The organism is Vagococcus fluvialis (genome assembly GCF_003337315.1).
In the GTDB taxonomy this organism is placed as follows: Bacteria; Bacillota; Bacilli; order Lactobacillales; family Vagococcaceae; genus Vagococcus; species Vagococcus fluvialis.
Genome location: NZ_QPJV01000008.1, coordinates 57,316 through 70,732 on the forward strand (window position 1 = coordinate 57,316; position 13,417 = coordinate 70,732).

The window sequence follows — 13,417 nt, forward strand, 5'->3', positions numbered from 1 at the left end:
TTATAGATGATCGTATGGAATAAGTGTGTGGTTAGGAGGCGTTAAGATGATTGAAATATACCTTTTTGTTAATCCCTTAGATGAATCTAGTTTAAAAAGCGAGAAAAAATTTCTAGAAATCATTAAACATGAAAAAGAAAAGATACATTTCAAAGTAATTCCACTACTCAATCCAAGAGTCCTTCAAAATTACATACTACGTCAGAATCTACCCATTCATGACCTAGATAATAGAAATAAACTATTTAACTCTATCTATTCTGCCTGTCTAGATTACAAAGCAGCACAGCTTCAAGGCAAACGTTTAGGCAGAGAATTTTTAATTGAGCTTCAAACACGAGTTGGTTGTCAAAAACAAACCTACTCTAAATATCTTGTTAGATCCATTTTAAATGATTTAGGTGCCGATATGTCTTTATTTTTAAATGACCGTTCCTCTAACCTTATCATTGATTTCTTCAAACTAGATCAACAAGTAGCTAATGAAATGGGAATTGAAGATTTTTCAGATGCAGTTATTTTTAACTATAATTGCGAACGTGATTTTGGTGTTCTCATTGAAGCAGATACACCTGATGACATTATTCGAGATTTATTTAAAACAGATTGTATTGAAGGTAGACTCTCTAAAAACAGTGATCTTTTTCATTTATACTGAACATAACAAACAAAAGAGCCTGTAACTTCTGTTACAGGCTCTTTTATTTGTTAAAATGTTTCTACTAATGCTTCTAATTCGTTTAATCTTTCTTCAAAGACTTTCATCGCATCTTCAATATAAGCAGCTTGTGTCATATCAACACCAGCTTTTTTCATCACTTCAATTGGGTAATCACTACTTCCTGCTTTTAAGAATCCTAAATAGTTTTCTAAAGCATTTTCCTCACCCTTAAGAATTTTATCTGCTAAAGCTGCAGCTGCAGAGAATCCTGTTGAGTATTGGAAGACATAGTAATTGTAATAGAAATGAGGAATACGACTCCACTCATAAGCAATTTCTGGGTCTTTTTCAACTGAAGGGCCATAATATTTAGCATTTAGGCCAGCATAATACTCACTTAAGAATTCACTTGTTAGAGGAGTGCCTTTAGCATCTTCTGTGTGAATGAAATGTTCAAATTCAGCAAATTGAGTTTGTCTAAAGATTGTTCCTTTGAATCCATCTAAATAGTGGTTTAAGACAAAGGCACGGACTTTAGGATCTGTTTCTGTTTTTAATAAATACTCAGTTAATAAGTTTTCATTTGTTGTTGAAGCAATCTCTGCAAGGAAAATTGAATAATCACCATACACATAAGGTTGTGTTTTACGTGTGTAATAACTATGAACACTATGTCCCATCTCATGAACTAATGTATACAGATGATTTAAACTATCATGCCAGTTTAAAAGAATATAAGGTTTTGTGTCGTAACTTCCAGATGAGTAGGCACCACTACGTTTTCCTTTATTTTCAACGACGTCAATCCAGCGATCTGCATAGGCTTCCTTAACAATTTCAATATACTCTTCACCAAGTGGCTCTAATCCTTTAAGAGAAATTTCTTTTGCTTCCTCATAAGAATGTTTAATTGGAGCATCTCCTAAAACTGGTGTATACATATCGTACATATGTAAGGTATCAACATTAAGTAATTTTTTACGTAAAGCCACATAACGATGTAATAATGGTAAGTTTTTATCAACTACATCAAGTAATGTATCATAAACTGATTCTGGAATATGGTTAGCACTTAAAGCTGCTTCACGAGCTGAAGAGAAGTTTCTAACTTTAGCATTAAAGTTATGTTTTTTAACATTAGCTGTTAAAGTACTTGCAAAAGTATTTCTAAATTGTTCATACACACTGTACATTCCTTTAAAGGCTGCTTCTCTAACTTCACGGTTAGTACTTTCCATTAATTGGCCGTATAAACCATGTGATAGCTCAACATCATGACCATTTTCATCTTTAACAATTGGGAATTTTAAATCCGCATTGTTTAAAACTGAGAATGTATCACTTGAAGCTGATAACACTTCACTAGCATTAGCTAATAATTCTTCTTCTTTCGCTGATAAAACGTGTGCTCTTTCATCAGTCATTTGTTTAACAAAATAACGATAAACTTCTAAGTCTTTATTTTCAGCAAAGTAACCATCAATTTCTTCATCTGATAAAGTTAAAACTTCTGGTTGGAACCAAGCTAGGGCTGCTCCTGATTGAGCCGCTAAACTACTTGCTCTTGCATATAGACCTTGATAAGTTGTGTTACTTGTATCTTGGTCATTTTTTAAATGTGAATACACATAAATTTTTTCAACTTCACGGTAAACACTTAATAAATAGTCGATTGCTTTCAAGAAGCTATCTGCTCCATTTTTTAGTGTTCCTTGATAGCTTGGTGCTTCTTCTAATTTTTTTGTTAAAGCTTCAAAAGCCGTATCAAAAGCTGCATCACTTTCAAAAATTGGTGTTAAGTCCCATGTTTCTTTTTCTGTTAAATCTGAACGATTTGGTAATTGTTTTGTTTCACTCATTAATTCATAACTCCCCTCTCATAATTTACTTACTTATCATAACATATTTTAAGGGTAACCATAAAATTTCCCACTTTACTTCTTTAGTAGGTTTTTCATTAATTAAATGATAAATTGATTTTTTATCTTTTTTTATTATTTTTTGTTCTTCTAAAACAAAACAATATAAAGACAAACAATAACCAAGTAACCTAGTAGTTTTAATCAAAGAAAACTCTTCAAAGTCGTAGTCACTCACCACATAACTCAATATATCATTAGCACTTCCAGATTTATACTTCAAAAAATAATCATACACTAAAAAACGTAAAATCAGCTCCTTTTCAAATAAAACCGGCGTCAAAAAACTAGGTAAAAAGCACATCTTATTCATATTTCTGAGATTTTGTCCTTTTGAGTAGAAAAATGACTGTAACTCCATAGTTTTTGGCAGCTTTTGATTTAACTGACGATTCCATTTACATCGTTGCTCATAATAATTACTCGCAGGATTCGTTTGCATTTTTGCCTTTACTTCTTTTTGTGCAGCATTCAATATGTTTAAAATACTTAATTGATTTAAATCAAATTCTTCTTTCTCAAAAAGTAGTTCAGATGAAGCATAGATAATAAAATAATCTAAATATATTTTACGATTCTCAACAGAACATTCCCACATATAAAATCCTTTCGACTCTGAAAAATAAATAAATTGTTTTTGTAGAGCCGATAACTTATTTTTTAAATGAAACTTTTCTCCTAACAACCAGATAACTTGATACCCATTATTTAAATAAGACTCCGTTCTCTCTTTAAATCGTTCAAGACTAAGAGCGCTACACTGAAATTCAATGGCAATTTTTTCTTGAATTAGCACATCTGGCCGTTGGTTTAATTCAGGTAAAAAAGCTTCCACTTCATATTCAATACCATATTTGTCACAATTATTAGCTATTAATTCTTTTCCTTTTAGATGTTCTTCTGATTCATTTTCCGAAAACAAATCACAAGTTTCACGGGTTTTATGAGCAAAATGCGATCTATTAACTTTCCCACTTTTGATAATAACTTGAGAGTGGCAACCTGGACAAAACCATTTTTCCTTTTTAGCTTTTTTTATTTCTTCTGAAGTAAGTTTAGAAATAAAGCATTTTTCTTTTAGATCATTTTCAGCAACTAACATAATTCCCCTCCTTAACTAAAATATTCGTGAGAATTTAAAAGTTACTTGAATTTTTTTTAGAACTCCGTAATACTTAAAGAAAAAGATAAGGAGGTAGATTTAGATGTATGAGACGTTAAAACAACAAATCATCACAGCTAGTAAGGACATCGGAATTGATAAAATCGGCTTCACAACTGCTGAGCCCTTTGACCATTTAAAGGAAAGCTTACTAGAGCAAAAAGAAAATAATCATACAACAGGGTTTGAACATCAAAATATTGACGAAAGATTATACCCAGAATTAATTTTTGATAAACCAAAATCAATCATCTCTATTGCCTTAGCTTATCCATCTCGTATGAACACTCGTCCAGAAAAAATCAGAGGTGAAAAAAGAGGGAAATTTGCTCGTGCCTCTTGGGGAGTTGACTACCATAATATTTTAAAAGATCGCATGGAAAAATTAATTGAAGCCATTAAAGAGTTAAGTCTTGATAATCCAGATTTGACATTTAAGCCAATGGTAGATACAGGTGAATTAATTGATGTTGTTGTTGCTCAAAGAGCTGGCCTTGGTTTTATTGGTAAAAATGGCTTATTGATCACTGAAGAGTTTGGCTCTTATGTGTATCTTGGAGAGATTATTACTAATATTCCTTTTGAAGCAGACACCCCAATCGAAAATCAGTGTGGGACTTGCACCAAATGTATTGACCAATGCCCAACCTCTGCCTTACTTGGTGACGGGAGAATGAATGGTCAACTTTGTCTGTCCTATCAAACCCAAACAAAGGGGATGATGCCCGAAGAATTTAGACCTAAAATTAGAACGATTATTTATGGTTGTGATATCTGCCAAGAAGTCTGTCCTTTTAACAAAGGTAAAAATTCTCACTTTCATGAAGAAATGGAACCTGATCCAGAAGTCGTTCAACCACTATTAAAACCTTTATTAACTATCTCAAATAAAGAATTTAAAGAAAAATTCGGTTACTTAGCTGGCTCTTGGCGTGGTAAAAAACCGATTCAACGAAATGCGATTATCGCTCTAGCTAACGCTCGTGATAAAACAAGTGTCCCAAATATTTTAAGATGCTTAGATGAAGACCCTCGTCCTGTTATTCGTGGCACTGCTGCTTGGGCACTAGGCATACTAGGAAAAGGCAACGAAGAAGTTTTACTTTTCTTAGAAGAACATCTTGAAAAAGAAAGTGATGAAGAAGTCATCACTGAATTAGAAAAATCGATAATTAATATAAAAGAATAGATTGTACTCTAAAAAAACTGTGAACTAAGTTAAAATCTTAGTTCACAGTTTTTTAATATTCTTCTAAAGCAAGTGACGCTTCTTCCCATTCTTCAAGTAATTCTTCTTGTCTAGCAAATTTTTGATTAAGCGTGTCATTTAATTGTTGCAAAACTTGATGGTCTTCTAGATTTTCTGGAAGTCCCATCTCTTCTTGTAATGTTTCAATAGACTCTTCTAATTCATGCATTTCTTTTTCAAGAGTTTCTACTTGTCTCATTAACGTACGTTCTTCTCGTTGTTTTTGTTTATCCATCTCGAAGTTTTTCTTCGTATCTGTTTTGATTTCTGAAACTACTTCTTCTTTTTCATCAAGTAACTCTTTTAACTGCTCTTCTTCTAGCTTTTTCTCTAAATAATAATCATAGTTTCCATGATAGAGCTTACTACCCTCTTCAGATAACTCTAAAACACTTGTTGCGATACGATTAATAAAATAGCGGTCATGAGAAACAAATAAAATAGTTCCTTCATAATCTATTAGGGCATTTTCTAACACCTCTTTACTATCAATATCCAAGTGGTTAGTTGGCTCATCTAGAATTAAGAAGTTATCTTGATTCATAGATAGTTTTGCTAATGCCACACGAGCTTTTTCTCCCCCGCTTAATAAAGGAATTGTCTTTTTAACATCTTCCCCTGAGAATAAGAAACTTCCTAAAATAGTTCTGATTTCTTTTTCTGGCGTCGTTCGATGTTCTGACCATAATTCTTCTAATACAGTTTGCTGAGAGTTTAATTTAGCTTGTTCTTGGTCGTAATAACCAATAGAAACATGATGTCCAATTTTTTTATCTCCTTTAATAAAAGGAATATCATCAATAATTGATTTTAATAAAGTTGATTTACCAACTCCATTAGGTCCAACTAAAGCAATAGCTTCTTGTTTTCTAATTTGAAAATCCACTGGCTCACATAAAATAGTTTCATTGTATCCAATAGCGGCACTATTTACTTCTAAAACTTCACGACCTGATTCTCTTTCAATACCAAATAAGAAATGAGCTGATTTTTCATCTCCTTGAGGACGTTCAATTCTATCCATCTTCTCAAGTTGTTTTCTACGACTTTGTGCTCTTTTAGTTGTAGACGCTCGGACTAAATTTTTTGCTACAAAATCTTCTAATTTATTAATCTCTACTTGTTGTTTCTCGAATTCTTTCCATTCTCTTTCAAGACGTTCTGCTTTTTGCTCTAGGTAGCGACTATAATTTCCTTTATAACGACTCATTTTTTGACGGCTAATCTCATAAACTTCTTGAACAATTTTATCTAAAAAGTAACGGTCATGAGAAACCATTAAAAGGGCCCCACGGTAATTTTGTAAATAATTTTCTAACCAACTTAAGGTTTCAATGTCCAAGTGGTTAGTCGGCTCATCTAGCACTAATAAGTCTGGTTTTTCAAGTAATAACTTAGCTAAAGCAAGACGTGTTTTTTGTCCTCCTGATAAGTTACTAATTTGGTGATCAAAATAAGTTTCATCAAATCTAAAGCCATGAAGGACTGACTTAATCTCTGATTCATAACCATAACCATTTAATTCATTAAACTCATGTTGCAAGCGGTCGTATTCATCTAAAACTTGCTCATATTGTTTTTCATTATTTTGAATTTCTTCATTTGAAATTTGTTCTTCTAAAAATCTTAATCGTTTTTCCATTTTTTGAATAGACTCAAAAACTGTTAGCATTTCTTCCCAAATTGTTTTAGAAGATTCTAATCCTGTATGTTGGTCTAAATAACCAATTGTTAAATCTTTTGTTTTAGAGATAGTTCCTAAGTCTGCTTCTTCTAACCCTACTAATATTTTAAAAAAAGTTGATTTACCAGTACCATTACGGCCAACTAAAGCAATTCGACTTCTATCTTGTATTTCCATGTGCATATTTTCAAATAACACATCATCTCCAAATAGACGGGCTACTTGGTTTGCTTGTAATAAAATCATAAGCTTCTCCACCTTTAATATACTGAGCCTAGTTTATCATATTATATAGTTATTTATAAAGTTCAATTGTGATTATCATAGGCTTTCCTAAGCTAATAAATTGCAATTCAAACGTTCTAAAGGTATTCTATGTAAAGTGAAGTTTATAACAATGAAACATTATTTATATATAAGTGAGGGAAATAAAATGAAAGAAACTAACATTCCAAAGGCTACTGCAAAACGCCTACCATTATACTACCGCTATTTAAAATTCCTATTTGACTCAGGAAAGAAAAAAGTCTCTTCTACAGAACTAAGTGAAGCTGTGAAAGTTGATAGTGCTACTATCCGTCGTGACTTCTCATATTTTGGAGAATTAGGTAAAAGAGGTTACGGGTATGATGTGGAAAGCTTAATGAATTTCTTTGCTAAAACATTAAATGAAGACGAATTAACAAACGTTGCCTTAATCGGTGTTGGTAACATGGGACGCGCTTTAGTAAACTACCGCTTCCACCAAAGTGATAGCATTCGCATTAGCGCTGCTTTTGATGTCAAAGAAGATATTGTAGGACGCATTATTGATGGTGTACCTGTTTATTCTTCTGACGAATTAGTTAAACAAATCAAAGAACAACATATCGAAGTTGCTATTTTAACTGTACCAAATGAATTTGCTCAAGAAAATGCAGACCGCTTAGTAGAAGCAGGTATTAAAGGTATTATGAACTTTACTCCTGTTCGATTAAATGTTCCAAAACACGTTCAAATTCAAAACGTTGACTTAACAAATGAAATGCAAACATTAATCTACTTCTTATCTCATTACAAAGAAGACGATAACGAATAAAAAACTAGTGTGCTAAGTATCAAAACTTAACACACTAGTTTTTTTATTTAATAAATACTAATTGCAGAATGACAACAAAAGAGTTCATTCCTGCATGAGCAATAATAGCTGTTAAAAGCGAGCCGGTTTTCTTATAAACTAAAAAGAATAAAAACCCTAGACTTCCGTATCTTAAATAGTGACCGTCATTGTGAATAGCTGCAAAAAGAAACGAACTAATAATAGCTGATACCCAAATATTTAATTTTTGATTTAAGAAATTAATAATACTAAACCGAAAAACAAATTCTTCCATGATTGGGCCGCCAATCATGACAGCAAGCATGAAAAAAGGTGAATTTCTAATAATCGCTGCAATATTTTGCGTATTTTCAGATTCCATCGGCATTTTGAAAACAAAAACTTCTATTCCTACAACAATCATTTGTAGAAAAAAACTTCCAACAATAGCAATCAACCCTAAGCTAATAATCAGACCATAATCATCTTTTTTTTCTGATAATGTATTTGACTTATTGGTTTTTACATTAATAGCAGTCAAAATAATAGCACCTAAAATATACATCACAGCTGTTAAATTAGCTAACATAGTATTAGGAATAAATGGTAATTTTGAAAAGAATGCTGGACTCATTAACACACATGCATAAGCAAAAACTGTCCACAAAGTATTTTTATTAATTGACATATCATACCTCCTGATAAATTTGTCTCTTTTATGATAACATAGAAAAAAGATTTCATTAGCATAATTCTTGCAAAAGAGAAAAAAAATAGGTATGATGATGAAGTAGGTTAGCACTCAATAACAAAGAGTGCTAACAATTAACTTTATTCTTTATTTTATGGAGGGATATCAATTGTTAAAACCATTAGGAGATCGTGTCATTATTGAAGTTCAAGAGGAAGTAGAACAAACTGCAGGAAGCTTCTTGCTAACGTCTGCTTCAAAAGAAAAATCTCAAACAGGATCAATTATTGCTGTTGGAGAAGGTCGTTTCTTACCAAATGGAGAAAGAATTTCTCTAGAAGTTGAAGTTGGCCAAACAGTTATGTTTGAGAAGTACGCAGGACAAGAAGTTAAATACGATGGTAAAGATTACCTAATCGTGCACGAAAAAGATATTATCGCAATTGTTCAATAAAAAATCTATGAGGTGAAAGAATTATGACTAAAGATATTAAATTTTCTGAAGACGCACGTAGTTCTATGATGCGTGGTGTTGATACATTAGCTGATATTGTTAAAGTAACATTAGGACCTAAAGGACGTAACGTTGTTTTAGACAAATCATTTGGTTCACCACTAATTACTAATGATGGTGTGACTATTGCTAAAGAAGTTGAATTAGAAGACCGTTTTGAAAATATGGGAGCTCAATTAGTAGCTGAAGTTGCTTCAAAAACAAACGATATCGCTGGTGATGGTACAACTACTGCTACTGTTTTAACACAAGCAATCGTTCGTGAAGGACTTAAAAATGTTACTGCTGGTGCAAATCCAATCGGTATTCGTCGCGGGATTGAATTAGCAACTAAAAAAGCTGTTGAAGAATTACACGCTTTATCTAAACAAGTAGATTCTAAAGAAGCGATTGCTCAAGTTGCTGCTGTTTCATCTGGTAGTGACACAATCGGTGAATTAATTTCTGAGGCTATGGACAAAGTTGGTAACGACGGTGTTATCACTATTGAAGAATCTAAAGGAATTGAAACTGAATTAGATGTTGTAGAAGGTATGCAATTTGATCGTGGTTACTTATCTCAATACATGGTAACTGACAACGATAAAATGGAAGCTGTCTTAGACAATCCTTACCTTTTAATTACAGATAAAAAAATCTCAAACATCCAAGACATTTTACCTTTATTAGAACAAATTTTACAAGAAGGTAAACCATTATTAATTATTGCTGACGATGTTGATGGAGAAGCTTTACCTACATTAGTCTTAAACAAAATCCGCGGAACATTTAATGTTGCTGCTGTTAAAGCTCCAGGCTTTGGTGATCGTCGTAAAGAAATGTTACAAGACATTGCTACGTTAACTGGCGCTACAGTGATTACTGAAGATTTAGGTTTAGACTTAAAAGACACAACAATTGAAGCTTTAGGTACTGCAAGTAAAGTTGTTATTGATAAAGATAACACTGTTATTGTTGAAGGTGGCGGAAATAAAGAAGCTATCGAAAACCGTGTTTCATTAATCCGTTCTCAAATTGCTGAAACAACTTCTGATTTTGATCGTGAAAAACTACAGGAACGTTTAGCTAAATTAGCTGGCGGAGTTGCCGTGGTTAAAGTGGGAGCTGCTACAGAAACTGAGCTTAAAGAATTAAAATTACGTATTGAAGATGCACTTAACGCTACACGTGCTGCTGTTGAGGAAGGTATTGTCCCTGGTGGTGGTACTGCATTTGTTAACGTCTTACCAAAATTTGCTGAAATTGATGCTACTGGTGACGAAGCTACTGGTGTGAAAATTGTTTTACGCGCTTTAGAAGAACCTGTTCGTCAAATTGCTGAAAACGCTGGTTTAGAAGGCTCTGTTATTGTTGATAAATTAAAACAAGCTCAACCAGGAGTTGGTTACAACGCGAAAACCGATGAGTGGGTAAACATGATTGATGCTGGTATTGTTGATCCAACTAAAGTAACTCGTTCTGCTCTACAAAATGCAGCAAGCGTTTCTGCTTTATTATTAACAACAGAAGGTGTTATTGCTGACAAACCAAGTAATGATGCACCTATGATGCCAGGAATGGACCCATCAATGATGGGCGGTATGATGTAATTTCTTTAAAAGACTTATATTGATATAAAAGAAACCACATGAGATTTTTGTTCTCATGTGGTTTTTTGATGTAAGTCTATTTTTCTTACTGTGCTCTTAATTGTTTTATCAAATATTCTACCTTCTCTAAATCCTTATGATTATTGTTATCTGCTCTATAACTATCTTTACTCGAAGCTATATAAATTTTAAGATATGCTTCTATAGACGGCGTTAAAAATTTTGTTCCTTCTAATTTATTTACTTCTAATTCATCTAAAGAAACACCTGCAAAACTAGGTAAAGTATCAATCACACCAAATTCCACAGAGATATTATTTTTCGAAAATTCATGTTCATGTAAATCTATTAAGTTATAATCCATCTCTTTCATTACTTGTAAGACAGTTTCCCAATCATCAATTCTTTCATCATCTGGAGCTTCCCAACCTCTTGAATCACCTGGTACATGTATATCAATATCTCTTGAATCCCAATTTTTTTGAGTAACAAATTCAAGCCCTAATGATCCCATAAGTAAAGGAGTTATTCCTTTTTGATTTAATTTCTTCGTTATTTTTAAAAATTCATTTAATTTATTATTCATGTTAATAACCTCATTTTCAACCTATTTCCTTAACAAAATGAATATTACGACTGACTTCTCTAAATCCAATCTGTTGATGAAGTAAATAACTTTCTACATTCTCTAACTCGCAGTCACTAGCAAATTCCTCGCAATTTTTACTTTTAGCCCACTCTTCCCCTTTTATAACTAATGCCTTAGCAATTCCTTTTCTACGATAAGGGCACTCAACAAAAACGCCTTCTAAATAACCACAAGGACTATTTTTCACTCCCTCAACATAATCATTTCGAATTTCAAATTGTGCAAATCCCACAACTTCTTGATTATCTAGAGAAAGATAAATCATTGACTGACTGTTATTATATAACTCTTTAAATTCTGTTTCTAATTCTTCATAAGAACTATTTAAATAAACATTTTGGGCTAATTTTATTAAATCAGCTAAATGATTTAATTGGAATTCCTGAATCATATTTTCTTGTTTCTTTGCCCTTTTTCGGATTTCTTCACTTATAATTTCTTGAATAGATGGATAAGTGTAAGATTCAGGTTCTCCTTCCAAAAAGATAACCTCTTCCATTTCATGTTCTAGTTGATTTGAAAATTCTTTAATATCAGCTAAAAATACTTGCCCGTAATCCTCAATCCCCTCTTTTTCAATTCCTAAAATAAATAAGGGTTCAATCGTAAATTTTGTTGCTCCTGTTTCTTCCATTAATTCTCTTTTAGCGCATTCTTCAATGGTTTCGTTATTCTCTCTATGACCACCAGGGATTTCATAAGTCTTTCTATCTTTATGCCTAACATATACATTTTTATTTTGATATGTTGAAACAATCATCCCAATAATTATGTCCTCATCTTCAATCTCACCTATCTCATAAATCGTCATTTTCATCTAGTTAGCTTCCTCTCTATAAAGTAGCTCTTTCAACTGTTTATTCACTTGTTTAAGCGCTATCTTTTCTTGATTTAATCTTTCAATCTCAGATTCAACTCTAATTAACTCAGTATCAATCAAATCAACATTAGCTTCCCATTGTTTCCTTGTCCCACAATGTTCTTTATTTTCTTTAATTAGTTTTATCACTTTAATCGATAATCCCATATCTCTTAATTGTCTGATATTTTTAAAATCACATTCCTCTAATTCTGTAAAACAATATTTTTTATTAACCTTTTCAGGAGATAATAATTTTTCATCTATGTAATATCTAACTGTTTCTTTTGTAGTATCTTGCTCAGTAACAAATTGTCCCATATCCATATATTATTCTCCTATCTACTTGCCGTGTGGTATACAACACATGATTTAATACTAGTATACCAAAGAAGGAGTGATTTATTTTATGAAAATTCTACTATTCATTTTGTCTATAACTTACGCACTACTCATGTTTGCTGCTGCTATCAAATTAATTTCGGTTCATCAACACCCTCTAGTTTTCTCCTGTAATATAATCGGTTGCCTGACTTTATTATTTTATGTATTTGATTATCATCTTTTGTACATCGGCATCTTACTTCTTTTTATTTCAGCACTTTTAAACGGTTATTATATTTTAAACAGCATTACCATTTCTCATGTTATGATTCGATTAATATTTTCCATCTTCATGATTTACCTAAATAATGTCATTCATTAAACTAAGGTCTAATTTAATATCTATTAATTAGTAACTTATTCCAGTTATCATTAGTTTTTTCAAAATATGAGTGTTAAAATTAAGATAAGGAATAAGAAAGGAATGAAAGATATGTCAGCTTATCACGAAAAGAAGTTTGATTGGAGTTCATTTATCATCGGTATTTTAATGACTGGGGTCGCCCTTTTCTCTTTCAGAACGCCAATTACAAATTTAGCAGCAATTGTAATAGTTTTTGCATTTTCGGCTATTGTTAAAGGTATCATACAACTAATTGGTCACAGTCAATTAAAACACTTTACTTATTATCAGTCTAAACGCTTAGTTTTTCTTGGTGTCATTAACATTATCATCGGTATTTTCTTATTATTTAATATGACTAGCAGCATTGTTGCCTTACCCTTTGTTTTTTCTATTTGGTTTATTATTGAATCTGTTGGTGAGTTGCTACTTGCTAGTATCTACCGAGATATTTCAAAAAGTTATTTCTGGTTAATGATTATTTCTAGTGCACTTAGTATTATTCTTGGCTTTATTTTATTATCTGAGCCACTTATTGCTGCCTTAAGTATTTCTTGGCTAGTAGGAACTTACTTTTTAATTGCCGGAATTCTTTATATTGTGAGATCTTTTTAAAATTTTTTCAAATGTGTTAT

General features: G+C 32.1%; 13 protein-coding genes. 6 read left to right on the forward strand and 7 right to left on the reverse strand.

Annotation, left to right across the window (positions count from 1 at the left end):
• Nucleotides 1-46: 46 nt before the first annotated feature.
• Nucleotides 47-658 (forward strand): DsbA family protein, encoded by a 612-nt coding sequence (locus DFR54_RS08950; RefSeq protein ID WP_086341171.1) that lies wholly within the window; start codon nucleotides 47-49, stop codon nucleotides 656-658.
• A 50-nt stretch (nucleotides 659-708) separates the two neighbouring features.
• Here the strand turns inward: DFR54_RS08950 and pepF are convergent, their stop codons facing one another.
• A complete protein-coding gene (pepF, locus tag DFR54_RS08955; protein ID WP_114289920.1) occupies nucleotides 709-2,520 on the reverse strand; it encodes an oligoendopeptidase F in 1,812 nt (603 codons plus the stop codon).
• A 25-nt stretch (nucleotides 2,521-2,545) separates the two neighbouring features.
• Nucleotides 2,546-3,682: a competence protein CoiA gene (locus DFR54_RS08960; RefSeq protein ID WP_114289921.1), complete on the reverse strand. Its 1,137-nt coding sequence runs from the start codon at nucleotides 3,680-3,682 to the stop codon at nucleotides 2,546-2,548.
• A 103-nt stretch (nucleotides 3,683-3,785) separates the two neighbouring features.
• On the opposite strand from DFR54_RS08960, the gene queG reads away from it, so the two are divergent.
• Complete coding sequence (gene queG, locus DFR54_RS08965) at nucleotides 3,786-4,931, forward strand: tRNA epoxyqueuosine(34) reductase QueG (RefSeq protein ID WP_114289922.1); 1,146 nt, start codon at nucleotides 3,786-3,788, stop codon at nucleotides 4,929-4,931.
• Nucleotides 4,932-4,983: 52 nt separating this feature from the next.
• Here the strand turns inward: queG and DFR54_RS08970 are convergent, their stop codons facing one another.
• Complete coding sequence (locus tag DFR54_RS08970; RefSeq protein WP_114289923.1) at nucleotides 4,984-6,921, reverse strand: ABC-F family ATP-binding cassette domain-containing protein; 1,938 nt, start codon at nucleotides 6,919-6,921, stop codon at nucleotides 4,984-4,986.
• 187 nt (nucleotides 6,922-7,108) lie between these two features.
• On the opposite strand from DFR54_RS08970, the gene DFR54_RS08975 reads away from it, so the two are divergent.
• A complete protein-coding gene (locus DFR54_RS08975) occupies nucleotides 7,109-7,753 on the forward strand; it encodes a redox-sensing transcriptional repressor Rex (RefSeq protein ID WP_086341164.1) in 645 nt (214 codons plus the stop codon).
• Nucleotides 7,754-7,796: 43 nt separating this feature from the next.
• Here DFR54_RS08975 and DFR54_RS08980 read toward each other — a convergent pair whose 3' ends face one another.
• Nucleotides 7,797-8,441: a CPBP family intramembrane glutamic endopeptidase gene (locus tag DFR54_RS08980; protein ID WP_114289924.1), complete on the reverse strand. Its 645-nt coding sequence runs from the start codon at nucleotides 8,439-8,441 to the stop codon at nucleotides 7,797-7,799.
• A gap of 172 nt (nucleotides 8,442-8,613) precedes the next feature.
• Here DFR54_RS08980 and groES point away from each other — a divergent pair, with 172 nt between their 5' ends.
• Nucleotides 8,614-8,898: a co-chaperone GroES gene (groES, locus tag DFR54_RS08985; RefSeq protein WP_086341162.1), complete on the forward strand. Its 285-nt coding sequence runs from the start codon at nucleotides 8,614-8,616 to the stop codon at nucleotides 8,896-8,898.
• A 23-nt stretch (nucleotides 8,899-8,921) separates the two neighbouring features.
• Complete coding sequence (gene groL / locus DFR54_RS08990) at nucleotides 8,922-10,547, forward strand: chaperonin GroEL (protein ID WP_114289925.1); 1,626 nt, start codon at nucleotides 8,922-8,924, stop codon at nucleotides 10,545-10,547.
• An 85-nt stretch (nucleotides 10,548-10,632) separates the two neighbouring features.
• On the opposite strand, the gene DFR54_RS08995 is transcribed toward groL, so the two are convergent.
• Genes DFR54_RS08995 through DFR54_RS09005 form a run of 3 tightly spaced genes read right to left on the reverse strand, consistent with a single transcriptional unit; the run spans nucleotide 10,633 to nucleotide 12,382 of the window.
• Nucleotides 10,633-11,133, reverse strand: coding sequence for a nucleotidyltransferase (locus DFR54_RS08995; protein ID WP_114289926.1), 501 nt, complete (start codon nucleotides 11,131-11,133; stop codon nucleotides 10,633-10,635).
• Nucleotides 11,134-11,149: 16 nt separating this feature from the next.
• Nucleotides 11,150-12,013, reverse strand: a complete 864-nt coding sequence (aac(6'), locus tag DFR54_RS09000) for an aminoglycoside 6'-N-acetyltransferase (RefSeq protein WP_114289927.1) — start codon at nucleotides 12,011-12,013, stop codon at nucleotides 11,150-11,152.
• On the reverse strand, nucleotides 12,014-12,382 hold the full coding sequence (locus tag DFR54_RS09005; protein WP_114289928.1) for a MerR family transcriptional regulator: 369 nt from the start codon (nucleotides 12,380-12,382) through the stop codon (nucleotides 12,014-12,016).
• Between the two features lie 481 nt (nucleotides 12,383-12,863).
• Here DFR54_RS09005 and DFR54_RS09010 point away from each other — a divergent pair, with 481 nt between their 5' ends.
• Nucleotides 12,864-13,397, forward strand: coding sequence for an HdeD family acid-resistance protein (locus DFR54_RS09010; RefSeq protein WP_242542836.1), 534 nt, complete (start codon nucleotides 12,864-12,866; stop codon nucleotides 13,395-13,397).
• The last annotated feature ends 20 nt before the right edge of the window (nucleotides 13,398-13,417 follow it).